25 protein-coding genes and 1 riboswitch are annotated in these 26,990 nt (G+C 73.5%); of the genes, 17 read left to right on the top strand and 8 right to left on the bottom strand.

Features of this window, described 5'->3' with window-relative positions; all coding sequences use genetic code 11:
• Nucleotides 1–6: 6 nt before the first annotated feature.
• Together ACFZCF_RS22610 and ACFZCF_RS22605 are read right to left on the bottom strand one after the other, a co-directional pair.
• Nucleotides 7–1,413 (bottom strand): solute carrier family 23 protein, encoded by a 1,407-nt coding sequence (locus ACFZCF_RS22610; protein WP_391288354.1) that lies wholly within the window; start codon nt 1,411–1,413, stop codon nt 7–9.
• Nucleotides 1,414–1,526: 113 nt separating this feature from the next.
• The gene (locus ACFZCF_RS22605) at nt 1,527–2,747 is read right to left on the bottom strand and encodes an MFS transporter (RefSeq protein ID WP_391288352.1); all 1,221 of its coding nucleotides are present in this window, start codon (nt 2,745–2,747) and stop codon (nt 1,527–1,529) included.
• Between the two features lie 145 nt (nt 2,748–2,892).
• Between ACFZCF_RS22605 and ACFZCF_RS22600 the strand changes: the two genes are divergently transcribed.
• On the top strand, nt 2,893–4,017 hold the full coding sequence (locus tag ACFZCF_RS22600; protein ID WP_388446645.1) for an ROK family transcriptional regulator: 1,125 nt from the start codon (nt 2,893–2,895) through the stop codon (nt 4,015–4,017).
• Nucleotides 4,018–4,187: 170 nt separating this feature from the next.
• Here ACFZCF_RS22600 and ACFZCF_RS22595 read toward each other — a convergent pair whose 3' ends face one another.
• On the bottom strand, nt 4,188–6,557 hold the full coding sequence (locus ACFZCF_RS22595; protein WP_391288349.1) for a chitinase C-terminal domain-containing protein: 2,370 nt from the start codon (nt 6,555–6,557) through the stop codon (nt 4,188–4,190).
• Between the two features lie 245 nt (nt 6,558–6,802).
• Nucleotides 6,803–6,932, top strand: a riboswitch (FMN riboswitch).
• Between the two features lie 176 nt (nt 6,933–7,108).
• Here ACFZCF_RS22595 and ribD point away from each other — a divergent pair.
• The 10 genes from ribD to ACFZCF_RS22545 all read left to right on the top strand — a co-directional run bounded on the left by ribD (nt 7,109) and on the right by ACFZCF_RS22545 (nt 15,704).
• Nucleotides 7,109–8,194 carry a bifunctional diaminohydroxyphosphoribosylaminopyrimidine deaminase/5-amino-6-(5-phosphoribosylamino)uracil reductase RibD gene (ribD, locus tag ACFZCF_RS22590; RefSeq protein ID WP_391288347.1) on the top strand — a complete coding sequence of 362 codons (1,086 nt, stop codon included), beginning with the start codon at nt 7,109–7,111 and terminating at the stop codon, nt 8,192–8,194.
• Between the two features lie 2 nt (nt 8,195–8,196).
• The gene (locus tag ACFZCF_RS22585; RefSeq protein ID WP_359533876.1) at nt 8,197–8,805 is read left to right on the top strand and encodes a riboflavin synthase; all 609 of its coding nucleotides are present in this window, start codon (nt 8,197–8,199) and stop codon (nt 8,803–8,805) included.
• Between the two features lie 44 nt (nt 8,806–8,849).
• Nucleotides 8,850–9,437: a nicotinamide riboside transporter PnuC gene (locus ACFZCF_RS22580; RefSeq protein ID WP_388447354.1), complete on the top strand. Its 588-nt coding sequence runs from the start codon at nt 8,850–8,852 to the stop codon at nt 9,435–9,437.
• Entirely contained in the window at nt 9,434–10,705 is a 1,272-nt protein-coding gene (locus ACFZCF_RS22575) for a bifunctional 3,4-dihydroxy-2-butanone-4-phosphate synthase/GTP cyclohydrolase II (protein ID WP_391288345.1), read from the top strand. The genes ACFZCF_RS22580 and ACFZCF_RS22575 overlap by 4 nt, the downstream gene beginning before the upstream one ends.
• Nucleotides 10,706–10,740: 35 nt before the next feature.
• Nucleotides 10,741–11,226, top strand: coding sequence for a 6,7-dimethyl-8-ribityllumazine synthase (ribH, locus tag ACFZCF_RS22570; RefSeq protein WP_282696477.1), 486 nt, complete (start codon nt 10,741–10,743; stop codon nt 11,224–11,226).
• A 35-nt stretch (nt 11,227–11,261) separates the two neighbouring features.
• Nucleotides 11,262–11,543, top strand: coding sequence for a phosphoribosyl-ATP diphosphatase (locus tag ACFZCF_RS22565; RefSeq protein ID WP_388446629.1), 282 nt, complete (start codon nt 11,262–11,264; stop codon nt 11,541–11,543).
• Between the two features lie 82 nt (nt 11,544–11,625).
• Nucleotides 11,626–12,474, top strand: a complete 849-nt coding sequence (gene hisG, locus ACFZCF_RS22560) for an ATP phosphoribosyltransferase (RefSeq protein ID WP_388446626.1) — start codon at nt 11,626–11,628, stop codon at nt 12,472–12,474.
• Nucleotides 12,475–12,508: 34 nt separating this feature from the next.
• Nucleotides 12,509–12,961, top strand: a complete 453-nt coding sequence (locus tag ACFZCF_RS22555) for a PH domain-containing protein (RefSeq protein WP_388446623.1) — start codon at nt 12,509–12,511, stop codon at nt 12,959–12,961.
• Nucleotides 12,962–13,206: 245 nt separating this feature from the next.
• On the top strand, nt 13,207–14,544 hold the full coding sequence (locus ACFZCF_RS22550) for a hemolysin family protein (protein ID WP_388446619.1): 1,338 nt from the start codon (nt 13,207–13,209) through the stop codon (nt 14,542–14,544).
• Nucleotides 14,541–15,704: a hemolysin family protein gene (locus tag ACFZCF_RS22545; RefSeq protein ID WP_388446616.1), complete on the top strand. Its 1,164-nt coding sequence runs from the start codon at nt 14,541–14,543 to the stop codon at nt 15,702–15,704. Before ACFZCF_RS22550 ends, ACFZCF_RS22545 begins: the two co-directional genes overlap by 4 nt.
• 7 nt (nt 15,705–15,711) lie before the next feature.
• Here the strand turns inward: ACFZCF_RS22545 and ACFZCF_RS22540 are convergent, their stop codons facing one another.
• Entirely contained in the window at nt 15,712–17,631 is a 1,920-nt protein-coding gene (locus ACFZCF_RS22540; protein ID WP_388446613.1) for an AAA family ATPase, read from the bottom strand.
• Between the two features lie 309 nt (nt 17,632–17,940).
• On the bottom strand, nt 17,941–18,570 hold the full coding sequence (locus tag ACFZCF_RS22535; RefSeq protein WP_391288340.1) for a uridine kinase: 630 nt from the start codon (nt 18,568–18,570) through the stop codon (nt 17,941–17,943).
• A gap of 182 nt (nt 18,571–18,752) precedes the next feature.
• Between ACFZCF_RS22535 and ACFZCF_RS22530 the strand changes: the two genes are divergently transcribed.
• The gene (locus ACFZCF_RS22530) at nt 18,753–20,117 is read left to right on the top strand and encodes a C39 family peptidase (protein WP_391288338.1); all 1,365 of its coding nucleotides are present in this window, start codon (nt 18,753–18,755) and stop codon (nt 20,115–20,117) included.
• Between the two features lie 324 nt (nt 20,118–20,441).
• On the top strand, nt 20,442–20,597 hold the full coding sequence (locus ACFZCF_RS22525) for an SCO1431 family membrane protein (RefSeq protein WP_388446489.1): 156 nt from the start codon (nt 20,442–20,444) through the stop codon (nt 20,595–20,597).
• Between the two features lie 12 nt (nt 20,598–20,609).
• Here ACFZCF_RS22525 and ACFZCF_RS22520 read toward each other — a convergent pair whose 3' ends face one another.
• Nucleotides 20,610–20,819 (bottom strand): hypothetical protein, encoded by a 210-nt coding sequence (locus ACFZCF_RS22520; RefSeq protein ID WP_388446487.1) that lies wholly within the window; start codon nt 20,817–20,819, stop codon nt 20,610–20,612.
• Between the two features lie 1,069 nt (nt 20,820–21,888).
• On the bottom strand, nt 21,889–22,257 hold the full coding sequence (locus ACFZCF_RS22515) for a hypothetical protein (RefSeq protein WP_391288335.1): 369 nt from the start codon (nt 22,255–22,257) through the stop codon (nt 21,889–21,891).
• Nucleotides 22,258–22,483: 226 nt separating this feature from the next.
• On the opposite strand from ACFZCF_RS22515, the gene ACFZCF_RS22510 reads away from it, so the two are divergent.
• The 4 genes from ACFZCF_RS22510 (at nt 22,484) to fxsA (ending at nt 26,489) form a co-directional block, all read left to right on the top strand.
• Nucleotides 22,484–22,924, top strand: coding sequence for an Lrp/AsnC family transcriptional regulator (locus ACFZCF_RS22510; RefSeq protein ID WP_030493658.1), 441 nt, complete (start codon nt 22,484–22,486; stop codon nt 22,922–22,924).
• A gap of 9 nt (nt 22,925–22,933) precedes the next feature.
• A complete protein-coding gene (locus ACFZCF_RS22505; protein ID WP_391288332.1) occupies nt 22,934–24,559 on the top strand; it encodes an amidohydrolase family protein in 1,626 nt (541 codons plus the stop codon).
• Nucleotides 24,560–25,002: 443 nt separating this feature from the next.
• Nucleotides 25,003–25,779: a polyprenol monophosphomannose synthase gene (locus ACFZCF_RS22500; RefSeq protein WP_388446479.1), complete on the top strand. Its 777-nt coding sequence runs from the start codon at nt 25,003–25,005 to the stop codon at nt 25,777–25,779.
• A 113-nt stretch (nt 25,780–25,892) separates the two neighbouring features.
• A complete protein-coding gene (gene fxsA / locus ACFZCF_RS22495; RefSeq protein WP_391288330.1) occupies nt 25,893–26,489 on the top strand; it encodes an FxsA family membrane protein in 597 nt (198 codons plus the stop codon).
• Nucleotides 26,490–26,605: 116 nt separating this feature from the next.
• Here the strand turns inward: fxsA and ACFZCF_RS22490 are convergent, their stop codons facing one another.
• The gene (locus ACFZCF_RS22490; RefSeq protein WP_015032218.1) at nt 26,606–26,980 is read right to left on the bottom strand and encodes an RNA polymerase-binding protein RbpA; all 375 of its coding nucleotides are present in this window, start codon (nt 26,978–26,980) and stop codon (nt 26,606–26,608) included.
• Nucleotides 26,981–26,990 lie beyond the last annotated feature (10 nt).

Below are 26,990 nucleotides of genomic sequence, written 5' to 3'. Positions count from 1 at the left end.
AATACCTCAGCTCTTCGCCGTGTCGCCGGAGCCCGTCTCGTACGAGCTGGTGCCCGAGTCCAGGAGCGGTTCCTGCTCCGTGGGCGCGGCCTTGAGGTGCGCCGGGGCGAAGGCGCGCAGCACGTGGTAGCCGGTGATGACGACGATCGTGCCGAGCGCGATGCCGCCGAGCTCGAAGGTGTCGGTGAAGGTCAGCTTCACGCCGCCGACGCCGATGATGATGCCGGCGGCGGCCGGGACCAGGTTGAGCGGGTTGCGCAGGTCGACCTCGGCGTTGATCCAGATCTGCGCGCCGAGCAGGCCGATCATGCCGTAGAGGATGACGGTGATGCCGCCGAGGACGCCGCCCGGGATGGCGGCGACGACCGCGCCGAACTTGGGGCAGAGGCCGAAGAGGAGCGCGAAGCCGGCGGCGGCCCAGTAGGCGGCCGTGGAGTAGACGCGGGTGGCGGCCATGACGCCGATGTTCTCGGAGTACGTGGTGTTCGGCGGTCCGCCGACGGCGGTCGACAGCATGGACGCGGCGCCGTCCGCGGCGATCGCGGTGCCCAGCTTGTCGTCGAGGTCGTCGCCGGTCATCTCTCCGACGGCCTTCACGTGGCCGGCGTTCTCGGCGATCAGCGCGATGACGACGGGGAGCGCGACGAGGATGGCGGACCACTCGAAGCTGGGGCCGTGCAGGTCCGGCAGGCCGATCCAGTCCGCCTTGCCCACGGCGGAGAGGTCGAGCCGCCAGTGGTCGGTGACCTGGCCGCTCGGGGACATCGAGTGGATCTTGCCGAAGGCCAGGTCGAGGACCCAGGAGAGGGCGTAGCCGAAGATCAGGCCCAGGAAGATCGCGATCCGCGACCAGAAGCCGCGCAGGCAGACCACGGCCAGACCGGTGAAGAGCATCACCAGGAGCGCCGTCCACTGGTCCTGGGGCCAGTACGTGGAGGCCGTCACGGGCGCCAGGTTGAAGCCGATCAGCATGACGACGGCGCCGGTGACCACCGGGGGCATCGCCGCGTGGATGATCCGCGCGCCGAACTTCCGCACGGCGAGACCCGCGAGGAAGAGCACCGCGCCGACCACGAAGACGGCGCCGGTCACGGTCGCGCTGCTGCCGCCGGAGGCCCGGATGGCGGCGGCGACGCCCACGAAGGAGAGCGAGCACCCCAGGTACGAGGGGACCGTGCCGCGCGTCGCCAGCAGGAAGATGACCGTGGCGAAACCGGACATCATGATCGCGAGGTTGGGGTCGAGGCCCATCAGCACGGGCGCGACGAAACTCGCCCCGAACATGGCGACCACGTGCTGTGCGCCGAGACCGACGGTGCGGGGCCAGGAGAGCCGCTCGTCGGGGCGGACGACGGCCCCGGGGGCGGGCGTTCTCCCGTCCCCGTGCAGGGTCCAGCGCACGCCGAGTTTCATGAGGTCGCTCCCGTTCTCCGGTTCCGGCGGCCAGGACACGGCCGCAGAAGATCAGCCACATGGTATGCGCCGGAACCGGCCGGGCGAGGGGGCGGAAGCGCCCGCTCAGGGGCTCAGCCCACCGGGCCCGCGCTCTTCGCGCCGTCCGCGTCGGCGGGCGCCGCGCTCGTGGCGCGCGGCGCCGTCCGCAGCACGCCCGCGCCGAGCACCAGCCCGAAGGCGAGGGCGGTGACCAGGCCGAACGAGAACACCAGCGAGGTGGCGTCGGCGATGCCGCCGATCGCGGAGGGCGCGATGAGGCCGGAGGTGTAGGTGATGGTGGCGACGCCCGCGATGGCCTGGCTCGGGTTCGGGCCGCTGCGCCCGGCGGCGGCGAAGGCGAGCGGGACGACGACCGCGACCCCGAGGCCGAGCAGTCCGAATCCGGCCATCGCCACGGCGGCGTTCGGGGCGACGACGACCAGGACCCCGCCGAGGGTGGCGGCCGCGCCCCCGACCCGTACGGTGCGGACCGCGCCGAAGCGGTCCACGACCCGGTCGCCGACCAGCCGGGCCACGGCCATGGTCAGCGCGAAGGCGGTGGTGGAGGCGGCGGCGAGACCGGCCGAGCCGCCCAGTTCGTCGCGCAGGTAGACGGCCGACCAGTCGAGGCTGGCGCCCTCGGCGAAGACCGCGCAGAAGCCGATGGCGCCGATGACCAGGGCGGACCGCGGGGGCAGCGCGAAGCGCGGCGGGGCCTCCGCCTCCTCGGCGGGCGCCGGGTCGAGGACGCCCTGGCAGCAGACTAGGCCGAGGGCGGTGAGGACGAGCGCGGCGACCAGGTGGTGGAGTCGGGCGTCGCCGCCGACGTGGGCGGCGACCGTGCCGGCCGCGGAGCCGATGAGGGCGCCCACGCTCCACATGCCGTGCAGGCCGGACATGATGGAGCGGCCGAGCCGGGTCTCCGTCTCGACGCCGAGCGCGTTCATCGCCACGTCGGACATGCCGGCGGTGGCGCCGTAGACGAAGAGCGCGGCGCACAGGCCCCAGACGTTCGGCGCGAGCGCGGGCAGGGTGAGCGACAGCGTCCACAGGGCGAGCAGCCCGCGCAGGGCGGTCCGGGCGCCGAAGCGGTGGCTGATCCGGCCCGCCAGCGGCATCGCGAGCGAGGCGCCGAGGGCGGGGAACGCGAGCGCGAGGCCGAGCTGGCCGGCGCTCACCCCCGCGTGCTCCTGGATCCAGGGGATCCGGGTCGCGAAGCTGCCCGTCACGGCGCCGTGCACGCAGAAGACGGCGGCGACGGCGAAGCGGGCCCGCCGGAGCCGTTCGGAGCTGAGGACGGTCTCCGCCGCCATGGGTCCTCCCCGGTGGTCGTGATGGTTCCGATATTTCGGATCCGATATTCCGTATCCGATGTCGGCCGTAAACTATCAGGCACCCTGCCTGATAAATAGTGGTCCGCAGAGAAGACGGCGGGGGAGCGTCTGAGAGGATCACCGCATGGCCGCATCCCCGAGCACCGCCCGGGCCCTCAACGACCGGCTCGCCCTGCGTCTGCTCCAGGACGAGGGGCCGCTGACGGCAGCCCAGCTCAAGACCCTCACCGGACTCTCCCGGCCCACCGTCGCCGACCTCGTCGAGCGGCTCGGCGACTCCGGTCTCGTGCACGTCGTCGGCGAGACCGGCGCCGAGCGCCGCGGCCCCAACGCCAAGCTGTACGGCCTCGTCGCCGACCGCGCCCACCTCGCCGCGCTCGACCTCCGCACCCGCTCGGTCACCGTCACCGTCACCGACCTCCTCGGCACCCCGCTCGCCGAGGCGGCGGCCCCGGTCGGCGAGGACGCCGGCACCGGCCCCGCCGTCGAGCTGGCCGTCGCCCTCCTGGAGCGCACCGCGGAGGAGGCCGGCGTCGAGCGCCTCCACTCCGTGGCCGTCGGCGCTCCCGGCCTCATCGACCCGGCCACCGGGGAGCTCCGTGACTCCACCGGCCTCCCCGCCTGGCACCGCCGGCTGGTCGCCGTCCTCCAGGAACGGCTCCCCGCGCAGGTGCTCGTCGAGAACGAGACCAACCTCGCCGCCGTCGCGGAGCTGCGCGAGGGCGCCGCGGCGGACCGCGAGGACTTCGTCCTGCTCTGGCTCGGCCAGGGCATCGGCGCCGCCGTCGTCCTCGGCGGGCGGCTGCGCCGGGGGGCCTCGGGCGGCGCGGGCGAGATCGGATTCCTGCCCGTGCCCGGCACCTCGGGACTGCCCTCGGCCACCGGCTGCGACGGCGGCTTCCACGAGCTGGTGAGCACCGCCGCCGTCGACGCCCTCGCCGCCGCGCACGGCCTCGACCCGGCCGGCGCCCTCGCCTCGGGACACGGCCCCTTCCTCGACGCCCTGGCCCGCCGGCTCGCGGTCGGCGCGGCGGCCGTCGCCGCCGTCCTCGACCCGGGCTGCGTGGTCCTCGGCGGCGAGACCGGCCACCAGGGCGGCCCGGAGCTCGCCGCCCGCGTCGAGGCCGCGCTCGCCGGGCTCTCACCGCTGCGCACCGAGATCCGCGCCACCACGCTCGGCGACGCGGCCGTCCTGCGCGGCGCGCTGCTGCGGGCCCGGGACGCGGCCCAGGACGCCCTGTTCCCGTAGAGGGCGGCCGCCGGCGGACCTCCGCCGCCGCCGAGGGGGCCGGCGGGCTTCCGGGAACGCGACCGCGCCGCGCCCCGGACAGGGGGGCGCGGCGCGGAGGGCGGGGCCCGGCGGCGGCCAAGGGCCGTGAGACCGCCGCCGGGGGTCTTTCGGGTGGAGCGTGCGGACGATCAGCAGGCGCCGAGGTCCTGCCAGACGCCCCAGTCACCGGTCGTGCCCGGCTCCTCGTTCTGCGTCCACCACTTGGCCTTCCACTTGCGGCTCTTGTGGGAGACCTCGTTGCCCGCGTTGTACACCTGGCCGGCCACGTACGCCGGGGCGGCGCAGCCCGCGGGCGGCGTCGTCGGCGGGGTGGTCGGGGGAGTGGTGGGCGGGGTGGTCGGCGGAGTCGTGGGCGGGGTGGTCGGCGGCGTGGTGCCCGTGCCGGGCTCCACCGTCGTCGTGCCGCGCGCCAGGTCGCCGGCGAGGGCGTACGTGGTGCCGTTGATGTTCACCGTCCAGTTGGAGGGGGTGGACACCGGCAGGTAGTAGTTGAAGGAGAGCTCGACCGTCGCGCCGGGGGCCAGGGTCTGCCAGGCCGGGAGCTTCAGCGAGACCCGGTGGAAGTCGCCCTTCAGGCCGCCCACGTTGGAGCCCGTGTGGTCGCTGCTGATGACCTTGGTGCCGAAGCCGGACTGGTCGGAGGCGTTGGCCGGGGCCGAGGTGCCGTAGTCGAACTGGAACTCCGTGCCGCCGGGCAGCGTGGTGTTCGTCCGGTTGGTGATCTTCACCTTGGGGGTGATCGGGTAGTTCGAGTCGCCCAGCTTGAACTCGGTGAAGGCGGTCTCGATGTTCACGGCCCGGGTCGGCAGCGCCTTGTTCGACTTCTTGGCGCCGTAGGGGGTGGCGGCCTTGAACTTGTCGTACATCAGCGAGGTGAGCGTGGAGCCCATCTCGTACTGGCCCTTGGCGGCGTTCCAGGAGTAGTCGCCGGCCATCTCCCAGACCATGGTGCCGCCGATGCCGCGGTCGACCACGTAGTCGGCCTTGGCGGCCACGGACTGCTCGTCCTCGGTGGAGAGGAAGACCTTCTTCTCGGCGTTCCACAGCCACGGCGCGACCAGGGTCGGGTCGTACTTGCGGGCGTAGGTGCCGGTCAGGGTGGTGTTCGCCGGGAAGCCGTACCGGGTGACGTAGTCGCCGACGATCCCCTTCTCCAGGTTCTTGGCGTGCCACATCGGGTTGGAGCCGGCGGGCGACTCCTTGCCCGCGGTGTCCTTGTCGTGCCACAGGTTGTCGATGCCGACGGCGCCGTCACCGCACTTGGTCAGGCCGGCGCCGGCCGGGCAGGTGGCCGCGGTGGCCTTGCCCCAGAGGCCGTCGGTGCCGCCCTGCACGTTCTTGTGGCCGCGGGTGTAGTAGGGCAGGCCGATGTTGATCCGGCCGGCCGGCATGGAGCCGCGGAAGTAGTGGTAGGCCCAGTCGGTGTTGAGGTAGCCGATGTTGCCGTACTGGGAGGAGCCGTAGACGTTGGCGGCGGCGAGCTCGCCGTCCTTGCCGTCGTCGAAGAGCGAGGCGTTCGGGCCGACGTACTCGTTCCAGGCGCCGTGCAGGTCGTACGACATGATGTTGACGTAGTCCAGGTACTTCTGGACCTGGAAGGTCTCCATGCCGCGCAGCAGGTAGCCGGAGGACGGGGCGGCGACGGTCAGCAGGTAGTGCCTGCCGTCGGCGGCGCCGGCCTTGTCGAGCTTCTCGCGGAGCGTCTTCATGAGGGCCGCGTAGCCCTGGACCAGGCCGGCGCGGCGCGCGTTGGCGAAGGTCCAGTCGAGCGGGTTGCCCGCGTCCTTCATGGTGGTCGGGTACTCGTAGTCGATGTCGACGCCGTTGAACCCGTACTTCCGGATGAAGTCGACCGCCGAGGTGGCGAAGGTGTCGATGCCGGCCTGGTTGACCGAGCCGTCGGCGTTGGTGGCCATCGAGTAGAAGCCGCCGGAGTTCACCCGGTCGCCGTTGTCGGCGAAGTAGCCGCCGGTCTCGGCCCAGCCGCCGACGGAGATCAGCGTCTTGACGTCGGGGTGCTGCTTCTTGAACTTGTTCAGCAGGTTGAAGTGGCCCTTGTAGGGGAGGGCCGGGTCCATCTCGGCGCCGGCCACGCCGGGCCAGGTCATGCCGGTGGCGGCGTTGTTCGGGCCGTCCGTGCCGACCGAGAGCTTGTTGTCGCCGCCGATGTGGCCGAAGGCGTAGTTGATGTGGGTGATCTTGTCCCACGGAATGTCGTCGGCGAGGTACGCGGGCTCGCCGTTCTTGCCGGTGCGCCAGCCCGTGAAGTAGCCGATGACGCGGCGCTGGTGGTCGGCGCCCATCTTCTCGCGGCCCTCGGTGTCGTAGACCGAGCAGTAGGGCACGTCGACGCCGGGCGTCTTGTACAGGCCGTCGGGGCGACAGCTCTCGTTGTCGGCGGCGTACGAGACGCCGCCGGCGAGCGAGCTGAGCAGCAGTCCGGTGACGGCGGCACCGGAAGCGAGCAGCGACGCCCTCTTGGTCGTGGGGGACAGCACGATCGGGTCCTCCTCAGGGAGGTCGAGAAACACGCAACGAACAAAGGGGGTGGTACGTGTCGGGCCCGGGGTGTGCGCACACCGACGGGCCGTGCCTCGGAGGTGACACGGACATTAAGAGGACTAGACCAGTGCGTCAATAGGTCTGGACCATCGAAGCGTTCCGAACGGTCGTGTGAGTCATCGCACAGAGATCGCCCGCATGACCTTCGGCGGGGCGTGGCACACTGGCCCTGTATCAGCAGCAGCGCACTCCGGGGTCGGTGTAATTCCGAACCGGCGGTATAGTCCGCGACCCGTCCGCAGCCAGCGGTCGGTTGATCAGGTGAAATTCCTGGACCGACGGTGAAAGTCCGGATGGGAGGCAGTGCGCGGCGGGCGACCCCTGACAGGGGTGTGCCGGCCGTACGTCCGCTGGTGGCCGCGTTCTCGCGTCGGCGCACCCGTGGACCTCCGGCCGTACCGGCACACCCGCTGCACAGCCGTCGTACCCGCTCTCTGTCGTCATCGACAGGCCCCGGAGTCCGTGCCCGAAGAGGCAGGAGGACCCGGTGGACCGGCAGGCCGACATCACCGCCATGCGACGCGCCGTGGAGCTCGCCGCCCGCGGACTCGGCGCCACCAGCCCCAACCCCGTCGTCGGCTGCGTCGTCACCGACGCCTCCGGACGAGTGGTCGGCGAGGGCTGGCACCAGCGCGCCGGAGGCCCCCACGCCGAGGTCCACGCCCTGCGCGCGGCCGGCGAGGAGGCCCGCGGCGGCACCGCCTACGTCACCCTCGAACCCTGCAACCACACGGGTCGCACCGGACCCTGCGCCCAGGCCCTGATCGAGGCCGGGATCGCCCGCGTCGTGTACGCCGTCGCCGACCCGAACCCGCAGGCCACCGGCGGCGCGGACACCCTGCGCGCGGCCGGCGTCGAGGTCGAGGGGGGACTCCTGGAGGCCGAGGCCGAGGCCGGCAACCTCGCCTGGCTCACCTCCGTCCGCACCGGCCGCCCCTTCGTCCGCTGGAAGTACGCCGCCACCCTCGACGGCCGGATCGCCGCCGCCGACGGCACCTCCCGCTGGATCAGCTCCGCCGCCTCCCGCGCCGACGTCCACCGGCTCCGCGCCGAGGCCGACGCCGTCCTGGTCGGCGGCGGGACGCTGCGCGCGGACGACCCGCACCTCGCCGTCCGCGGCGTCGAGGGCGCCGTCCAGCCGCTGCGGGTCGCCCTCGACACCCACGCCGGCCTGCTGCCCACCGCCCGGATCCTCGACGACGCCGCGCCCACGCTGCTCGTCGTCGGCGAGGACGCCGACACCCGGCACCTGCCCGGCGTCGAACTGCTCCGGCTGCCGCTGCACGACGGCCGCGTCGGCGTGCACGAGCTGCTCGCCCACCTGTACGCGCGCGGCATCCGCTCGCTCCTCCTCGAAGGCGGCCCCACCCTCGCGGGCGCCTTCGTCGCCGGGGGCGCCGTCGACCAGGTCGTCGGCTACCTCGCCCCCGTCCTCCTCGGGGCCGGCCCCCACGCCCTCGCCGACGCCGAAATCACCACCCTCACGCGCGCGTTGCGCCTCGACATCACCGAGACCGCACACATCGGATCCGATATCCGCATCACCGCCGTCCCGACCCTCAAGGGAGCCTGACCGTGTTCACCGGAATCGTCGAAGAACTGGGCGAGGTCGTCGCCGTCGAGCAGCTGGAGGACGCCTCCCGCTTCCGGCTCCGCGGCCCCCTGGTCACGGAAGGCGCCCAGCACGGCGACTCCATCGCCGTCAACGGTGTCTGTCTCACGGTCGTCGAGCACGGCGACGGCGAGTTCACCGCCGACGTCATGGCCGAGACCCTCAAGCGGTCCAGCCTCGGCGCCCTCGACGTCGGCTCCCGGGTCAACCTGGAGCGGCCCATGGCCGTCGGCGGCCGCCTCGGCGGGCACATCGTCCAGGGCCACGTGGACGGCACCGGCACCATCCTGGAGCGCACCCCCTCCGAGCACTGGGAGCTCGTCAAGGTCGGCCTCCCCGCCCCGCTCGCCCGCTACGTCGTCGAGAAGGGCTCCATCACCGTCGACGGCGTCAGCCTCACCGTGGTCGAGGTCGGCGACGACTGGTTCACCATCAGCCTCATCCCCACCACCCTCGACCTGACGACGCTCGGCCTCAAGCAGCCCGGCGCCCCGGTCAACCTCGAAGTCGACGTCATCGCCAAGTACGTCGAGCGGCTGCTCGGCACGGACGCACAGGAGAACGGCAAGTGAACTGGCTCAACTCCGAGGCGTTCACCGTCTTCGGCCAGCACATCATGTGGTCCGACATGATCGGCAACACCATCGGCCTCATGGCCCTGGCCCTCGGCTGGCGCCGCTCCATCCTCACCTGGCCCGCCCAGCTCCTCTCCGGACTGATCCTGGTCGGCGCCTACGCCTCCGCGCACCTCGCCGGCGGAGTCGGCAAGCAGCTCCTCGTCATCGGCGTCGCCGCCTGGGGCTGGTGGCAGTGGAACCGCGGCCGGCAGCAGGCCCAGGACGGCTCCATCGCCGTCCGCTTCGCCACCTGGAAGGAGCGCGGCCTCCTCGCGGGCGGCGCCCTCCTCGGCACCCTCGCCGTCGGCGGGCTCTTCACCCTCTACCCGTCGCTCTCCTGGAGCCCGTGGGCCGACGCGTACATCTTCGTCGGCACCCTCGTCGCGATGGTCGCCCAGGCCCGCGGCCTGGTCGAGTTCTGGTTCGCCTGGCTCCTCGTCGACCTCGTCGGCGTCCCGCTCGCCTTCAGCAGCGGCCTCGCCTTCTCCGGCCTCGTCTACGTCGTCTACTTCGCCCTCGTCCTGTGGGGCATGCGCGACTGGTGGCTCCGGACCCGCACCCCCGTCCTGGAAGGAGCCCCCGCATGAACCCCTGGGACCTCGAAGAGAGGCTCGCCCTCGACCCCGTCGAGCAGGCCATCAGCGACATCGCCGCCGGACGCCCCGTGGTCGTCGTCGACGACGAGGACCGCGAGAACGAGGGAGACCTCGTCATCGCCGCCGAGAAGGCCACCCCCGAGGTCGTCGCCTTCATGATGAGCGAGTGCCGCGGCCTGATCTGCGCCCCCATGGAGCACGACGAGCTGGAACGGCTCCGCCTCCCGCAGATGGTCGAGCACAACACCGAGTCGATGCGGACCGCCTTCACCGTCTCCGTCGACGCGAGCCCCGAGCACGGCGTCACCACCGGCATCTCCGCCGCCGACCGCGCCACCACCCTCCGGATGCTCGCCGGCGGCCACCACGAGCCCTCCGACTTCGTCCGCCCCGGCCACATCTTCCCGCTGCGCGCCCGCGAGGGCGGCGTCCTCGCCCGCCCCGGGCACACCGAGGCCGCCGTCGACCTCGCCCGCCTCGCGGGCCTCCGCCCGGCCGGCGCGATCGTCGAGATCGCCGGCGAGGACGGCGTGATGCTCCGCCTGCCCGAGCTCGTCCCCTTCGCCCGCAAGCACGGCCTCACGATCATCTCCATCGAGGACCTGATCGCCTACCGCCGCTCCGCCGAGCCCACCGTCCGCCGCGAGGCCGAGGTCCACCTCCCGACCGCGCACGGCGACTTCACCGCCTACGGCTACCGCTCCACCGTCGACGGCGTCGAGCACGTCGCCCTCGTCCACGGCGAGATCGGCGACGGCGAGGACGTCCTCGTCCGGGTCCACTCCGAGTGCCTCACCGGCGACGTCTTCCACTCGCTGCGCTGCGACTGCGGCCCCCAGCTCCAGGCCTCCATGGAACGCATCCAGGAGGCCGGCCGAGGCGTCGTCGTCTACCTCCGCGGCCACGAGGGACGCGGCATCGGCCTGCTCTCCAAGCTGCGCGCGTACGAACTCCAGGAGCGCGGCCGCGACACCCTCGACGCCAACCTCGAACTGGGCCTGCCCGCCGACGCCCGCGACTACGCGGCCGGCGCGCGGATCCTCGGCGACCTCGGCGTCCGCAGCCTCCGCCTGATGACCAACAACCCCGACAAGATCGAGGCCCTCACCCGGCACGGCCTCGCCGTCCAGGGCCGCGAGCCGATGCCCGTGACGGCCGGCGAGCACAACCTCCACTACCTGCGCACCAAGCGGGACCGGATGGGCCACGACCTCCCCTGGCTCGACGGCTCCCCCGCCCCCACCTGCGGCAACCAGTAACCACCCCCCGTACGACAACACCGGCTAGGAGAACCATGAGCGGCAAGGGCGCACCCGTCCTCAGCGTGAAGAACTGCGGCGACCTGCGGGTCGCGGTCGTCGCGGCCCAGTGGCACGAGAAGATCATGGACGGCCTCGTGGACGGCGCCCTGCGCGCGCTGTCCGAGCTCGGCATCGACGAGCCCACCCTGCTCCGCGTCCCCGGCAGCTTCGAACTCCCCGTCGTGGCCAAGGTGCTCGCCGGGCGCGGCTACGATGCCGTCGTGGCGCTCGGCGTCGTCATCCGAGGCGGGACGCCCCACTTCGAGTACGTGTGTCAGGGCGTCACCCACGGCCTCACCCAGGTCTCGATCGACACCGGCGTACCCGTCGGATTCGGCGTGCTGACCTGCGACACCGAGGAGCAGGCCCTGGACCGGGCCGGCCTCGAAGGATCCAGCGAGGACAAGGGCCACGAGGCCGTCACCGCCGCTGTTGCTACCGCCACTATCCTCCGCACGGTCAGCGAACCCTGGCGCTAGGGACGAGCCGTCCACCCCGTACTCTTAGGACCATCATGGCGAACGAAACCCTGAAGACCTTCGAAGAGCTCTTCGCCGAGCTGAAGCTCAAGGCGGAGACCGGCGACCCGGCCACCTCCCGCACCGCGGAACTGGTCGGCAAGGGCGTCCACGCGATCGGCAAGAAGGTCGTCGAGGAAGCCGCCGAGGTCTGGATGGCCGCCGAGTACGAGGGCAAGGAAGCCGCCGCCGAGGAGATCTCGCAGCTGCTGTACCACGTCCAGGTGATGATGGTCGCCCGCGGGATCTCGCTCGACGACGTCTACGCCCACCTCTGAGCGCGGACCGTCCCCGAGCACGGCCACCCCGAGCACGCACCCCACGTCTCCCACCACTCCCCAGGCAAAGGAAGCCCACCCCATGCTGCGCATCGCCGTCCCCAACAAGGGTTCCCTCTCCGGACCTGCGTCGGCCATGCTCCATGAGGCCGGCTACCGCCAGCGCAAGGAGTCCAAGGAACTGGTGGTCATCGACCCCGACAACGAGGTCGAGTTCTTCTACCTGCGCCCGAAGGACATCGCCATCTACGTGGCGTCCGGCAAGCTGGACATCGGCATCACCGGCCGTGACCTGCTCCTCGACTCCGGCGCCAGCGCCGAGGAGATCCTGGCGCTGAACTTCGGCCGCTCCACCTTCCGCTACGCCACCCGCCCCGGCACCGCCACCGGCCCGCAGGACTTCGGCGGCATGACGATCGCCACCTCCTACGAGGGCATCGTCGCCAAGCACCTCGCCGACCAGGGCATCGACGCCTCCGTCGTCCACCTGGACGGCGCCGTCGAGACCGCGATCCAGCTGGGCGTCGCCCAGGTCATCGCCGACGTCGTCGAGACCGGCACCAGCCTGCGCAACGCCGGCCTGGAGGTCATCGGCGAGCCGATCCTCACTTCCGAGGCCGTCGTCGTCCGCAGTCACGGCGCCGACACCGACCACCCGCAGGTCCAGCAGTTCCTGCGCCGGCTCCAGGGCGTCCTGGTCGCCCGCAGCTACGTGATGATGGACTACGACTGCCGCGCCGAGCACCTGGAGCAGGCCGTCGCCCTCACCCCGGGCCTGGAGTCGCCGACCGTCTCCCCGCTGCACAACGAGGGCTGGGTCGCCGTCCGCGCGATGGTCCCCGCCAAGGAGGCGCAGCGGATCATGGACGACCTCTACGAGATCGGCGCCCGCGCGATCCTCACCACCGCGATCCACGCCTGCCGTCTCTGACCCCCGCCGCACCACTCCAGGCCGAGGTACCCCGATGTCCGAGTCGTCCACGCCCGCCCTTCCGGTCACCTTCCGGCCGGGCCGCACCCGCGCCGTCCTGCTGACGGTGGGCGTCGCCATGTTCGCCGCGATCACCGCCGTGGCGCTGATGCTGGAGCGGCTCGGACCGGGGGAGCGGGCCAGCTTCGTCTTCACCGCCGCCCTCTTCCTCGGCGTCCTCGTGATGCTGAGCCGCCCCAAGGTCGTCGCCGACAGCGAGGGCGTCACGGTCGTCAACATCACCCGCACCCGGCGCCTCGCCTGGGCGGAGATCCTCCGCGTCAACCTCCGTCCCGGCGACCCCTGGGTCTTCCTCGACCTCAGCGACGGCACCAGCCTGCCGGCCCTCGGCATCCAGCCGGGCATCGCCAAGGAGTCCGCCATCAGGGACGCCCGCGCCCTGCGGGCCCTCGCGGACAGCCGGGGCACCGGAGCCGAGACGGCCTGAGCCCCGGCACGGGTCTCCGGGACGACCCCGGACCGTCCCCCATCCGGGGCGTCCCCCCTGCCACGCGGGGGGCTCGCGTGACTACTCTTGAGGCGGTGGTGCCGGGTGCACCACCGCCTCGCGTGTGCAGGGCCGCCGCCGGCGGCCGGCGAGGCCTCCCTTCGACCCGAGGAGTGACTCCCTCCGGCAATGGACGGATCGTCCGGTAGTACATGCGCCGCCCCCTCGTCCCCCGAGGCGGCGGCATGATCGTCTCCCTGCTGCTCCTGCTGGCAGCCTTCCTCCTGATCCTGGCCAACGGCTTCTTCGTCGCCGCCGAGTTCGGTCTCGTGACCGTCGAGCGCGCGGAGGCCGAGCGGGCCGCGGCCGCCGGCGACCGGCGCGCCCGCACCGTCGTCTCGGCGCTGCGCGAGCTCTCCTTCCAGCTCTCCGGCACCCAGCTGGGCATCACCCTCACCTCGCTCGTCGTCGGCATGCTCGCCGAGCCCGCGCTCGCCGGCCTGCTGCGCGCCCCCCTGACCGCCACCGGGCTCCCCCCGGGCGCTGTCTCCGGGGTCGCCGTGGTGATCGGCATGCTGCTCGCCTCGGCCGTGCAGATGGTCGTCGGCGAGCTGGTGCCGAAGAACTGGGCGGTCTCCCGGCCGCTCCAGGTCGCCCGCTTCGTCGCCGCCCCGCAGCGCCGCTTCTCCGCCGCCTTCCGGCCGGTGATCGCCCTGCTCAACCGGGTGGCGAACGCACTGGTCCGCGCCCTGGGCGTGGAGCCGACCGAGGAGCTCGACTCGGTCCGCACCCCCGGCGAGCTGGAATCCCTCGCCCGGCACTCGGCCCGGGCCGGCGCCCTCGAACAGGACACCGCCGACCTCTTCGTCCGCACCCTGTCCCTGGGCGGCCTCACCGCCGAGCAGGTCATGACCCCGCGGGTGAAGGTCAGCGCCCTCCAGTGGGACGCCACGGCGGCCGACGTCCTCAACCTCACGCGCGCCACCGGCCTCTCGCGCTTCCCGGTCTACCGGGACCGCATCGACGAGGTCGTGGGCATGGTCCACCTCAAGGACGCGCTCGCCGTCGCCGCCGACGCCCGCCCGCGGACCCCGGTCGGACGGATCGCCGTCCCCCCGCTCCTGGTCCCCGAGTCGCTGCCCGTCCAGGCCCTCCTGGAGCGGCTGCGGCGCGAGCAGCCGATCGCCGTCGTCGTCGACGAGTACGGCGGCACGGCCGGCGTCGTCACCCTGGAGGACATCGTCGAGGAGCTCGTCGGAGAGGTCCGCGACGAGCACGACACCGCCGCCGACGCCCGCCCCGAGCTGGCCGCCGCGCCCGCCGAGGACGGCCGCCCCGCCTGGGAGGCCGACGGCTCCTGCCGGGTCCACACCCTGCGCCGGATAGGCCTCGACGTGCCGGACGGCCCGTACGAGACGGTCGCCGGGCTCGTCGCCGACCTCCTGGGCCGGATCCCGGCCCCCGGCGACCGGGCCGAACTGCCCGGCTGGCGGCTCTCGGTCCACCGGGTCGACCGCTTCCGGGCCGAACGGGTCCGGATCGTGCGCACCGCCGCGGTGCCGATGGCGGAGGCGGTCCGATGAGCACCCTCCAGCTCCTCCTCGCCCTCTTCCTCGTCCTGGCCAACGGCTTCTTCGTGGGAGCCGAGTTCGCGCTCGTCTCCGTCCGCCGCAGCCAGATCGAGCCGCTCGGCGGGGCCCGCGCCAGACAGGTGCTGTACGGCCTGGAGAACCTGCCGCGGATGATGGCCGCCGCGCAGTTCGGCATCACCGTCTGCTCGCTCACCCTGGGCGCGGTCGCCGAACCGACCGTCGCCCACCTCCTCGAACCGGCCTTCCACGCGGTCGGCGTGCCGGCCGGGCTCATCCATCCGCTCGGCTATGTGATCGCCCTCGCCGTGGTCGTCTTCCTCCACCTCGTCATCGGCGAGATGGTCCCGAAGAACCTCGCGATGGCCGCGCCCGAACGGACCGCGCTCTGGCTCGCCCCCACCCTGGTCGCCTTCGCCCGGCTCTGCCGGCCGGTGACGGCCGCCCTGGGCGCCTGCTCGGCCGTGGTCCTGCGGGCCTTCAAGGTCGAGCCGAAGGACGAGGTGGAGGCCGTCTTCACCAGTGCGCAGCTCGGCCGGCTGGTCGAGGACGCCGGCCAGGCGGGTCTCCTCGACCCGGCCGAGCAGGAGCGCCTGGAGGACGCCCTGGAGCTGGGCAGCCGCCCGGTCACCGACGTCCTCCTCCCGGCCGCGGCGCTCGTCACCGTCCCGCCGTCGGCCACCCCGGAGCGGATCGAGGAGCTCACCGTGCGGACCGGCTACTCGCGCTTCCCGGTCGTCGCGGAGGACCGCGGGCAGACCGCCTTCCTCGGCTTCGTGCACGTCAAGGACGTGCTGGACCTGGAGGACCGGGAGCGACCGGTGCCGCGGCAGCTGTGGCGTCCGATGGCGACGCTCCGGGCGGAGCTGCCGCTGGACGACGCCCTCACCGTGATGCGCCGGGCCGCCACCCATCTCGCGCAGGTCGCGGACGCCTCCGGCCGGGTCCTGGGCCTGGTCGCCCTGGAGGACGTCCTGGAGACCCTGGTGGGCGAGGTGCGCGACCCGGCACACCGGCTGGGCCCGCCCCCGGCGTCGGCTCCGAGCCCGGTGTCGGCTCCGAGCCCGGCGCCCGCTCCGAGTCCGGCGTCGGCTTCGGGTCCGGCGCCCGCTCGGGGGCCGGCGTCCGCTCCGTCCCCCGCTCCGGCGGGCTAGGCGCGGGTCAGAACGGAGGCTCCTGCTGGGGGCCGCGGTCCGCGGGACCGCGGCCCGACAGCACCTCGCCGTACGCCTGCATCAGGTCCCCGAGCCGCAGCGTCGCCAGGTCCTCGCGGCTCAGCGTGCCGGAGTAGCCGGAGAGCCGCAGGTCCCGGTAGGCGCAGGACTTCTCGTACAGGGTGCGCAGGAAGCGGCCGTTGCCCAGCTCGTCGATCCAGCCCTGCTCGACGACGTGGCCGCTGATCGAGCGCAGCTCCTCCAGAGCCTCCTCGTCCCAGCCGTCGCCGTTCGCCGCGGCCAGCACCTCGCCGATCGCGGTCAGTTCCCGCGGCCGGTAGGACGGGAAGTCGACCCGGGTGGTGAAGCGGGACGACAGCCCGGGGTTGGCGGCGAGCAGCCGGTCCATGCCCTCCGGATACCCCGCCAGGATGACGACGAGGTGGTCGCGGTTGTCCTCGGCCCGCTTCAGCAGCACCTGGAGGGCCTCGTCGCCGTACGCGTCGCCCTTGCTGTAGCCGGAGTTGGAGAGCGCGTACGCCTCGTCGACGAAGAGCACCCCGCCGACCGCCGAGTCGATCAGCTCGTTCGCCTTCACCGCCGTCTGGCCGAGGAACTCGCCGACGAGGTCGGCCCGTTGGGCCTCGACGAGATGGTCGCCGCCGAGCAGGCCGAGCGCGTAGAAGACCCGGCCGAGGATCCGGGCGACCGTCGTCTTGCCGGTGCCGGACGGTCCGGAGAAGACGAAGTGCCGCTTCGGCGGCTGCACCGGCAGCCCCTGCCCCGCCCGCAGGCGGGCCATCTCCAACTGGGCGGAGAGCGCCTTGACCTGACGCTTCACCGGTTCGAGCCCGACCATGCCCTCCAGCTCGGCGAGCGCCTCGGCGAGCAGCGTCGGGTCGGTCGGCCCGGCGGGGAACCGCGGCGGCCCGGGCTGGGCGGGCACCGGAGAGGTGTGCCGTACGACCTCCCGGGGCCCGGCCGGAGCGCCGGGCGGCACCGGGTCGGGGGAGCGGCGCAGCCCGTCGCCGCCGGGGGCGAGCGGCTCCGTCTCGGTGCCGGCGGCGGTGTCCGTGCCGTCCTGCCCGGGGCCCGCGCCGACCGTGCCGAGGGCGACGGCGGCGAGGCCGGCCTGTTCGTCCATGCCGTCGAGTCCGTCGAAGCCGTCGTACTCGGCGATGGCGGCGAGCCGGGCGGCGGTGTCCATGAACGCGGGGTCGACCCGGTGTACCGCCCGGTAGAGGGGGAGGGCGGCGGCGCTCCGGCCGGTGCCCTCGTGGGCGCGGGCGAGCCAGTAGCGCAGCTCCTTGCGCTGCGGCTGCTCGCTGCGGCAGCGCATCAGGGCGGCCGAGAGCAGGGGCTCGGCCTGTCCGTACATCTCCAGGCGCACCCGGGCCATGCCGCCGAAGAGACCCGCCTCGATGCCGAGCAGCGGGTCGTCCACGAGCGGTTCGGTGTGCCGCACCAGCTGATCCCAGTCCTTGACCAGATAGGAGCGGCAGGCGTGCAGGAAGCGGACCTGCGGGTCGGTGTCGACCGGCGGCAGCTCGGCGAGGGCCCGGTCGAGCTCCGGGACGTGCCGCCCGTCGAGCCAGTGGGAGGCGTGGGCGAGCAGCAGGTCGCGCGGGCTCTCCAGCACCGGCTGCACCCACCAACCAAGCCAGTACCAGGAGTTGAGGGTGCGGCGGTGCCGGGCGCGCTGCTCGCCGAAGCGCTCGCGGTTGCGGTACATGCGCAGCAGCGCCGTCGTGGTGTCCACCCGGAGAGCGTGCAGCCCCAGCCAGGCGTCCGCCATGCCGGGATCGATCCGCACCGCGGCCCGGAACTCCTCCTCGGCCTGCGGGTAGGCGCCCATCGTGTAGGCGTCCACTCCGCGCAGCCAGGCGAGTTCGGCGGGGGCCTGCGCGCCCTGTGTGCCGATGTCCATCGGGTCCCCCACAACCGTCGGCGTATGGACGGGATTTGACCGCACCTGCGGGCATCGTACCTGCGCAGGCGGGGTGCGCTTAAGGAGAAGCGCAAGATCCGGAAGCGGTGACCCTGGGTGAGCGCAGGCGGTGGGGAAGGGCCCGGCGGGGGTGTCCGAGGGCGGAACGAAGCCCCCGATCACGGGGGAACAACCGGGGGCTTCGTGTCCGCGGCGGCTGTAGAAAAGCCGCACATTGAGAACGTAAGACCTGTAAGCCCCCGGGGTCAAGCGCCCTCGAGGCACTTGCGGAAGCGGAATTCCGGAGACTCAGTCCACCGCCATCAGGCCGTCACGGTGGGTGATGATCTGGTCCGCGCCCGCCGTCACAGAGGGCCCGGGAAGCCAGTCGTACCCCTCGCTCCGCTCCCGTACCAGGGTGTCGGCGAAGGGCCGCGAGGGGTCCTCCGCGAAATGGCGAGTCTCCGCCACCACCCAGCCGTCCCAGAACTCCGCCTGCTCCGGCCCGTCCCGGTGCCGTCCCCGCTCCCAGGACGCCCCGGCCGACCGCTCCATCCACAACAGCCACGCCAGGTGCGGCCGCAGCTCTCGCCGCCCGGAGCCCACGCCCTCCACCAGCACCACCGGTGCCGCGGGCAGCGGACGGGCGGCGCCGAAGCGCCGCAGATTCCAGTCGTACGGGTGGTAGCGCGCCGTCTCGCCGCGCCCCAGCGGCTCCAGGACCTGGGCACGCAGCCGGGCCGTCCAGGCGAAGAGCTCCTCGTGGGTGGCGAGGTCGTCGAGCCGGAGCACCGGGGCGCCACCGAGGGCGGCGGCGAGCCGGCGGGCGAGGGTGGACTTCCCGGAGCCGGCGTGGCCGTCGACCGCGATCAGCCGCACCGGACCGAGCGAGGGCGGCAGCCGGCGCAGCGCGCGGGCCGCACGGTCGAGGTCGTCCATGCCGCCAGCGTAGGCCAGGGGCCGCCCGCGCAGGTCAGCGCGGTGCCGCCGTCAGTGGTCTGCACCCATGTCGGTGGCCGCGACGCGGGCCGAAGTGCTGGCGAAGGCCCCACCGAGCCGGGATAGTGGGCCCGCGCAGCCCCGTCCGATCGCCGTCCCGTCCTCGACTGGGGGTCCTCGCCATGCCCGGATCAGCCTCACGCCGGACCGTCCTCGCCGCGGCGCTCGCCGCCGCCGCGGGCACCGGGGGAGCCGTGTCGGCCACCGCGGCCGAACCCGGTCCCGCGGAGCCGGACTCCGCCGCCCCGGCCGCCGCCGCGACCGTCGCCAACCGCTTCTGGTCGACCTTCACCGACTGGCGCTCCGGGACCGCCGAGGGCACCCGGCCCGTCGCCGGGCACCGCCCCGGACTGGTCCTGGAGGCGCCCCTGGGCCGTACCGACTACACCGACCCGCACACCGGGACGACCTCCGCCTGGGAGTACGCCCGCTGGACCTCGCCGGAACACACCCCCGCGGTGCCCGCCACGGAGGTGATCGCCTCCTGGAACGCCCACACCCCGGCCGGCACCTGGATCCAGGTCGAGCTCTCCGGCGCCTACTCCGACGGGACGCGGACCCCGTGGTTCGTGATGGGCCGCTGGGCGTCGGGCGACGCCGACATCAAGCGCACCTCGGTCGACGACCAGACCGACGGGCGCGGCACCGTCTGGACCGACACCCTCGCCGTCGACGACCCGGCGAGCGGCCTCCGCCTCGTCTCGTACCGCCTCCGGCTCACCCTCCACCGCCGGCCGGGCACCGCGCTCACCCCCACCGTGTGGCGGCTCGGCGCGATGGCCTCGGACGTCCCGGACCGCTTCACCGTCCCGGCCTCCGCGCCCGGCCTCGCCCGCGAGCTGACCGTCCCGCGCTACTCGCAGAACACCCACATCGGCCAGTACCCCGAGTACGACAACGGCGGCGAGGCCTGGTGCAGCCCGACCTCCTCGCAGATGATCGTCGAGTACTGGGGCCGCGGCCCGTCCGCCGCCGACCTGGCCTGGGTGAACCCCGACTACGCCGACCCCCAGGTCTGCCACGCGGCCCGCTTCACCTACGACCACCAGTACTCCGGCTGCGGCAACTGGCCCTTCAACGCCGCCTACGCCGCCGCCTACCCCGACCTGAACGCCGTCGTCACCCGGCTCCGCTCGCTCACCGACCTGGAGGCCCTGATCCGCGCCGGAATCCCGGCCATCACCTCACAGTCCTTCCGCAAGGAGGAACTGACCGGCGCCGGCTACGGCACCGCGGGCCACCTGATGACCGTCATCGGCTTCACTTCCGAAGGCGACGTGATCGCGAACGACCCCGCCTCCCCGACCAACGAAGCCGTCCGCCGGGTCTACCGCCGCCGCGAGTGGGAGAACATCTGGCTGCGTACGAAGAGGTACGACGCGAACGGCAAGGTCAGAAGCGGTACGGGCGGCGTCTGCTACGTCTTCTGGCCGGTCGGGCCGACACCGGCTCAGCGCCGCGCGCTGCAGTCGCTCGGCCTGGTGTGAGCACGCGCGGCCCGACGGCCGCCTCGACGACCCGACGGCAGCGCTCGTTCGGGCGGGTTTCCCACCGGCCCCCCGCGCTGCGGCCCACGGTCGTCCCGCCGGGGAGCTGACCCGCGCCTCCGGCTCGGCGTGAAGCGGTGCGACGCACCCGGGAAGTGGTGTCCGGCACAGGCCGGGCTGCTCCCGTGCTTCCCCGGCCGGCCGATTCCCTTGCGGCGCAAGGCGCTTCGGGGCGTGGGCGTGCTCCGAGGCGCACGGCGGGCGGGCGGGGGTGTGAGGGACGTCTCTGGTGGCGGGGCGGGGGTCTGGCCCATGGTGGTGGGCATGAGCGCCACCACCACCTTCGCGGCCCGTCTGTTCACGCGTACGCGCACCGGCGGGCCCCAGGACGACCGGGGCCCCGAGCTCCTGGAGCACCTTTTGGGCTGGACCCTCGTCGTCCTGCTCGCCGTCCTCGTCACCCGCGCGGGCCTCATGTGACCCGGCGGGCGGTCAGCGGGCTCCGCCCTGGGCGACCAGGACGCCGCTGACGCGGACCGTCCGGTCGGCCCAGACGGGGCCCGCCGCCAGCCGCGCCCACTCCGGGTCCCGGCGCCCGGGCAGGGTGCGGCCCTGGCTTGCCCAGAGGGAGTACAGCGCCTCGTAGATCGGCGGGTCGGGGTGGACCTGTACGGGGACCGGCGCGGGTGTCGGCACGGGCACCGGAGCCGGGGCGACGGTGGTGGGGGTCGGGGTGGGCCAGGGCGCCGCGTGCGGCGCCGGGCCCGGAATCCCGGCCGGACCCGGGGCCGGGCCGGCGGCCGGGGGCGGTGCCGTGGAGGGCGTGGGAACCGGGGACCGCGGGGGGACCGGTGCCGGCGCGGCGCCGTCCGGGGCCGGGTCCGAGGGGCCGGAGGCCTCCGGAATCCAGGGAAGAACCGATTCTTCACCGCGCGGTTCGGTCTGCCGATGCCGACCGACTCCGCTGGGTGTGGAGTACAGCGTGGTCATGCCCGGACCAACGCGCCCCGGGGCCGCCGGGTCACCGCCCGGCGGATTCGGGCGCCAGTTCGCGCCCTACCCATTGCTTATCCGGCGCTTATGCGCGCCCTCCGCTCGCCACCCGCGCACGCCCCCGCCCGCGGCCCGCCCCTCCGGAGCCCCTCGCCCGCGTCGCGCCCGGCTGGAGCCCTCTGGCCGGCGCCCCGCCCCTCCGGAGCCGTCACGCCCGCGGCCCGCCCCTCCGGATCCCTCTCGCCCGCGTCGCGCCTGACTGGAGCCCCCTGGTCGGCGCCCCGCCCTTCCGGAGCCCCCTCGCCCGCGTCGCGCCCGGCTGGAGCCCCCTGGTCGGGGCCCGCCCTTCCGGAGCCCTCTCGCCTGCGGCCCGCTCGCGCGACGGCCTCCTCCCGCCCGCACTCCGGCACCTGACGTTGCGTCAAGGCCCTTCCGCGGAGCAGGAGGTCAGCTGCGGATTCCCCCTCCGGCCTTACGCGGATCGACCGGCAGCTTCCCGCCACGCAGGGAGCCCCGTTCCGCACGCCCAGGGTCGGCTGACCCCCGAAGGTCGTCGCTTCGTCCAGGCCGGAAACTGAGGGCGGCATGGTCGTCGCGCGGGCGCCGATCCCCGTGGGCGCGCGGCGCCGCGGCACGCGAGCGTGATGCCGGGGATCGCGTACCGCCAGGCGTACTTCGGCAAGGCCGGGGTCCACGAGGACCTCGACCAGCTGATCCCGCGCCGCGCCACCCTCGCGGCGACGGCGCGGGGGACCCGCTGGGCCGTGGGAGGCCGGCCTCAGGCCGCGCGGCGCAGCTGCGTCGCGCGGATCGGCCGCGAGCCGGGGCCGCCGATGTGCGAGAACGGCTGGGTCCGCCAGTCGAGCCCCTGGGGGAGCGTCAGCAGGAGCGCGGTGTCCTGCTCCTGGACGCCCGCCTCGGCGTCGGCGGACTCCGCCTCGTCGGCGGCCCGGCCGGTGCCCGGGCAGACCGTGAGGGTGAAGGGGTTCCACGGCGACGGGCAGAGCGCGTGCTCGGGCAGCGCGTCCTCGTCGGCGAGCAGCGCGATCGGCTGGTCGCACTCCGGGCACACCACCCGGTACATCTCAAAGGTGTCGTACGCGTCGAACTCGTCGGACGGCTCGACGGAATCAACGGGCTCCTGCATGGAGAATCTCCCCCTCGGACCGGTCGGCCGATACTGTGCGGCCGGAACCACAGCAAGCCCTTCCCATACGGAAGTCCGCATAACCGTGAGGGAGGCCCGGGATGCCTCCGGCAAACCTGTGGCGTTCGTCACATGCCTGTCGCAGGTGCCCCGTGAGGGCCCATAGCGGCCGATAAGGCCCCCTCCCGGTTGGGCCCGGGACCCTTCGGCGCCATAGGGTCGGCGCATGGAGGAGCTGGATCGTCAGATCGTCGAGTTGCTCGTCAAGGACGGGCGCATGAGCTACACCGACCTGGGCAAGGCCACCGGCCTGTCCACGTCGGCCGTGCATCAGCGCGTCCGCCGCCTGGAGCAGCGCGGAGTCATCCGCGGCTATGCCGCCGTCGTCGACCCCGAGGCGGTGGGCCTGCCGCTGACCGCCTTCATCTCGGTCAAACCCTTCGACCCCAGCGCCCCCGACGACACCCCCGACCGGCTCGCCGACATCCCCGAGATCGAGGCCTGCCACAGCGTCGCCGGTGACGAGAACTACATCCTCAAGGTCCGGGTCGCCACGCCCCTGGAGCTGGAGCACCTGCTCAGCCGGATCCGCTCCCAGGCGCACGTCTCCAGCCGCACCACCGTCGTCCTGTCCACCCCGTACGAAGCCAGGCCGCCCCGCATTTAGCCTGGTCGCATGAGCGACACCCTGAACTCCGGCGAACACCGCACCGTGCTGCTGCGCGGTGGAGAAGTCCACAGCCCCGCCGACCCCTTCGCCACGGCCATGGTCGTGGAGCGCGGTCACATCGCCTGGGTGGGGGAGGAGGGCGCCGCCGACGCCTTCGCCTCCGGCGTGGACGAGGTGATCGACCTGGAGGGCGCGCTCGTCACCCCGGCCTTCGTGGACGCCCATGTGCACACCACGGCCACCGGCTTCGCCCTCACCGGCCTCGACCTCTCCTCCGCCGCCTCGCTGGCCGAGGCGGCGGTGCTGATCCGCGCCCACGCCGACGCCCGCCCCGGGGACCGCATCCTCATCGGCCACGGCTGGGACGCCTCCCGCTGGCCCGAGCGGCGCCCGCTCACCCGCGAGGAGCTCGACGGCCTCACCGGCGGCCGCCCGCTCTACCTGACCCGGATCGACGTCCACTCCGCCGTCGTCAGCACGGCGCTGCTCGACCTCGTCCCCGGCGTACGGGAGCTCGACGGCTTCCACGGCGGGCGCGCGCCCCTCACCGGCGACGCCCACCACGCCGTGCGCGCCGCCGCCTTCGCCGCCGTCTCGCCGGCCCAGCGCGCCGAGGCCCAGCGCGCCGCCCGCGCCCACGCGGCGTCCCTCGGCATCGGCACCCTCCACGAGTGCGGCGGGCCGCGGATCTCCTCCGAGGACGACTTCACCGGCCTGCTGGACCTCGCCCGCAGCGAGCCCGGCCCCCGGGTGGTCGGCTACTGGGCGGACCTCGACATCGAGCGGGCCCGGGCCCTCGGTGCCCTCGGCGCGGCCGGCGACCTCTTCGCCGACGGCTCGCTCGGCTCGCACACCGCCTGCCTCCACGAGCCGTACGCGGACGCCGGTCACACCGGCGCCGCCCACCTGGACGCCGCCGCGGTCGCCGCGCACGTCGTCGCCTGCACCGAGGCGGGGCTCCAGGCCGGCTTCCACGCCATCGGCGACGCCGCGGTGAGCGCCGTCGTGGACGGCGTCAGGGCCGCCTCCGAGAAGCTCGGCCTCGCCCGCGTCCGGGCCGCCCGGCACCGCGTCGAGCACGCCGAGATGCTCACCCCCGAGACCGTCGCCGCCTTCGCCGAGCTCGGACTGACCGCCTCCGTCCAGCCCGCCTTCGACGCCCTGTGGGGCGGCGAGGACGGCATGTACGCCGAGCGGCTCGGCGCGGAGCGGGCCCGCACCCTCAACCCGTACGCGGCCCTGCTGCGGGCCGGCGTGCCGCTGGCCTTCGGGTCGGACAGCCCGGTCACCCCGCTGGACCCGTGGGGGACGGTCCGGGCCGCCGCCTTCCACCGCACCCCCGAGCACCGGATCTCGGTCCGGGCCGCCTTCACCGCCCACACACGCGGCGGCTGGCGAGCGGTCGGCCGGGACGACGCCGGCATCCTGGTGCCGGGGGCGCCCGCGGACTACGCCGTCTGGCGGACCGGTGACCTGGTCGTCCAGGCGCCCGACGACCGGGTCGCCCGCTGGTCCACCGACCCCCGGTCCGGAACGCCCGGTCTGCCCGATCTGTCGCCCGGCGTGGAACTCCCCGTCTGCCTGCGGACCGTGGTGTACGGGCAGACGGTTTTCGTACGACCGAACGAGTGATGTCGGGTTGACGACCACCCGGATGTACGCACCACGGGCCCGTCCTCGACCTGCGGATCGTCCCGTCCGGCCTGCGGCTTCTCGGGAACCCCGCAGGTCAAACGGGTGTTGACAGCCGACCGTCCTGGCCCGGTAGGTTCTCACGCGTCCACCACAGGACGTCCGACCGGACCACACCTCCTCGCCCGCGCCGACCGCCGCCCGCGCCTCGGCCGCGAGGGAAGGTTTCGCCGGCGGAAGGTGCGACCCGGGTGGGGCCCGGACGTTCAGTAGACAACGGCCTTGTGTCGATCCGCAGCCGGCGGGTCCCGGGTCGGACCGAAGGACGTCGGGCCCCGCACCGCACTCCGTGCCGGGGTCGCACGTGTCACACCCCGCAGGACCGGACCAGGTCGGAGACCTCGCTAAGGTGGTGGCCTGTGTCTGTATCCGAAGGGGCAGTAGTGAACGACGGTGGCGTGAGGCGTTACGGCCCGCTCGGCAAGGCCTTGGTGATCATTCCGACCTACAACGAGGCGGACAACATCAGGCCGATCGTCGCGCGGGTGCGGGAGGCCGTCCCTGAGGCGCACATCCTCGTCGCCGACGACAACAGCCCCGACGGCACGGGCAAGTTCGCCGACGAGCTCGCGGCCGACGACGACCACGTCCACGTCCTGCACCGCAAGGGCAAGGAGGGGCTGGGCGCCGCCTACCTCGCGGGCTTCCGCTGGGGCATGGAGAACGGCTACGAGGTCCTCGTCGAGATGGACGCCGACGGCTCCCACCAGCCCGAGGAACTGCCCCGCCTGCTCACCGCGCTCAAGGGCGCCGACCTCGTCCTCGGCTCCCGCTGGGTCCCGGGCGGCCGGATCGTGAACTGGCCGAAGTCCCGCGAGTTCATCTCGCGCGGCGGCAGCCTGTACTCCCGCCTGATGCTCGACGTCCCGATCCGCGACGTCACCGGCGGCTACCGCGCCTTCCGCAAGGAGACCCTGGAGGGCCTCGGCCTGGAGGACGTCGCCTCGGCCGGCTACTGCTTCCAGGTCGACCTCGCCCGCCGCGCCGTCGCCGCCGGCTTCCACGTCGTCGAGGTCCCCATCACCTTCGTCGAGCGCGAGATCGGCGACTCCAAGATGAGCAGGAACATCGTCGTCGAGGCCCTGTGGCGGGTCACCGGCTGGGGCGTCGCGGCCCGCGCCGAGAAGCTCTCCAAGGCCCTGGGCCGCAAGAACGCCTGACGGCACGGGCACCGCCCGCCCTGCGACCCGGCCCCGAGGGGCCGGGTCGATCCTTTCCTTGCGCCGTCCTTTCCTTACGCCGCCTTGGCGGGGTTCCAGGCACACTGGAGCCCATGACGACCGGCGCACCGCCCCCGCAGACCCATCGGCGCTCCCGGGCGCGCACCCTGCTCCCGCTGGGCCTGGCCGCCTGGCTGGTCCTGGAGATCTGGCTCCTCACCGTCGTGGCGGACGCCGCCGGCGGGCTCACCGTGCTGCTCCTGCTGATCGGCGGGGTCGTGCTCGGCACCGTGGTGATCAAGCGGGCCGGGCGCCGGGCCTTCGCCCATCTCACCGCCGCCTTCCAGCAGGCCCAGGCCGCCGCGCAGAGCGGTACGACCCCGACCGCGGCCGGCCGCGAGGGCGCCGAGGACCGCAACGGCTTCCTGATGCTCGGCGGACTGCTCCTGATGATCCCCGGGCTCCTCTCCGACGCGGCCGGACTGCTGCTCCTCGTGCCCCCGGTGCGGGCGGCCCTGGGCCGCGCCGCGGAGAGGGCGGTCGAGCGCCGGATGGCCGCGGCGCCTGCCGGCAGCCTCCAGGACGCCTTCCAGCAGGCCCGTATCCGCCGCCCGGCCGGGAAGGTGGTGCAGGGCGAGGTCATCCGCGACGACGCTCCCCAGGGGCCGTACGGCCCCGCCGGCGACCGCCGCCCGCCGCTGACGCCCTGAGACCGGCCGCGTACCCGGGCGCCCGCCCCTCCGGGACGCGGGCGCGGCAACGCCGAGGGGCCCGGTACACGGATCGTGTACCGGGCCCCTCGGCGTTGCTCGTGCCGGGTCGTCCGTCAGGCGGACTTCCGGCTGTCGCGCGGATGCACCGCGATGTTCATGGCGCCGGAGCGCAGGACGGCCAGCCTCTCGGCGAGGACCTCCTCCAGCTCCTCACGGGTACGCCGCTCCATGAGCATGTCCCAGTGCGTACGCGCCGGCTTGCCCTTCTTCTCCTCGGGTCCGTCGCCGTCCACCAGGAGTGCCTGGATTCCGCAGACCTTGCATTCCCACTCCGGCGGAATTTCCGCCTCCACCGAGAAGGGCATCTCAAAACGATGGCCCTTCTCGCATGCGTACTCCACGGCCTGGCGAGGTGCCAGATCGATGCCGCGGTCGGTCTCGTAGCTGGTCACCACGAGGCGCGTGCCGCGAAGAGCTCGCTCACTCATGAATCGTGCC

It is taken from the genome of Streptomyces sp. NPDC007945 (assembly GCF_042958885.1).
Classification (GTDB): Bacteria; Actinomycetota; Actinomycetes; order Streptomycetales; family Streptomycetaceae; genus Streptomyces.
This window is presented reverse-complemented; position numbering and strand designations above follow the sequence as displayed.

Bases quoted from the DNA above. Each gene is read 5' to 3' on its own strand.
- ACFZCF_RS22610 (WP_391288354.1), bottom strand. From the start codon at position 1,413: ATGAAACTCGGCGTGCGCTGGACCCTGCACGGGGACGGGAGAACGCCC.
- ACFZCF_RS22605 (WP_391288352.1), bottom strand. From the start codon at position 2,747: ATGGCGGCGGAGACCGTCCTCAGCTCCGAACGGCTCCGGCGGGCCCGC.
- ACFZCF_RS22600 (WP_388446645.1), top strand. From the start codon at position 2,893: ATGGCCGCATCCCCGAGCACCGCCCGGGCCCTCAACGACCGGCTCGCC.
- ACFZCF_RS22580 (WP_388447354.1), top strand. From the start codon at position 8,850: ATGTGGTCCGACATGATCGGCAACACCATCGGCCTCATGGCCCTGGCC.
- ACFZCF_RS22575 (WP_391288345.1), top strand. From the start codon at position 9,434: ATGAACCCCTGGGACCTCGAAGAGAGGCTCGCCCTCGACCCCGTCGAG.
- ribH (WP_282696477.1), top strand. From the start codon at position 10,741: ATGAGCGGCAAGGGCGCACCCGTCCTCAGCGTGAAGAACTGCGGCGAC.
- ACFZCF_RS22565 (WP_388446629.1), top strand. From the start codon at position 11,262: ATGGCGAACGAAACCCTGAAGACCTTCGAAGAGCTCTTCGCCGAGCTG.
- hisG (WP_388446626.1), top strand. From the start codon at position 11,626: ATGCTGCGCATCGCCGTCCCCAACAAGGGTTCCCTCTCCGGACCTGCG.
- ACFZCF_RS22555 (WP_388446623.1), top strand. From the start codon at position 12,509: ATGTCCGAGTCGTCCACGCCCGCCCTTCCGGTCACCTTCCGGCCGGGC.
- ACFZCF_RS22550 (WP_388446619.1), top strand. From the start codon at position 13,207: ATGATCGTCTCCCTGCTGCTCCTGCTGGCAGCCTTCCTCCTGATCCTG.
- ACFZCF_RS22545 (WP_388446616.1), top strand. From the start codon at position 14,541: ATGAGCACCCTCCAGCTCCTCCTCGCCCTCTTCCTCGTCCTGGCCAAC.
- ACFZCF_RS22540 (WP_388446613.1), bottom strand. From the start codon at position 17,631: ATGGACATCGGCACACAGGGCGCGCAGGCCCCCGCCGAACTCGCCTGG.
- ACFZCF_RS22535 (WP_391288340.1), bottom strand. From the start codon at position 18,570: ATGGACGACCTCGACCGTGCGGCCCGCGCGCTGCGCCGGCTGCCGCCC.
- ACFZCF_RS22530 (WP_391288338.1), top strand. From the start codon at position 18,753: ATGCCCGGATCAGCCTCACGCCGGACCGTCCTCGCCGCGGCGCTCGCC.
- ACFZCF_RS22525 (WP_388446489.1), top strand. From the start codon at position 20,442: ATGAGCGCCACCACCACCTTCGCGGCCCGTCTGTTCACGCGTACGCGC.
- ACFZCF_RS22515 (WP_391288335.1), bottom strand. From the start codon at position 22,257: ATGCAGGAGCCCGTTGATTCCGTCGAGCCGTCCGACGAGTTCGACGCG.
- ACFZCF_RS22510 (WP_030493658.1), top strand. From the start codon at position 22,484: ATGGAGGAGCTGGATCGTCAGATCGTCGAGTTGCTCGTCAAGGACGGG.
- ACFZCF_RS22505 (WP_391288332.1), top strand. From the start codon at position 22,934: ATGAGCGACACCCTGAACTCCGGCGAACACCGCACCGTGCTGCTGCGC.
- fxsA (WP_391288330.1), top strand. From the start codon at position 25,893: ATGACGACCGGCGCACCGCCCCCGCAGACCCATCGGCGCTCCCGGGCG.
- ACFZCF_RS22490 (WP_015032218.1), bottom strand. From the start codon at position 26,980: ATGAGTGAGCGAGCTCTTCGCGGCACGCGCCTCGTGGTGACCAGCTAC.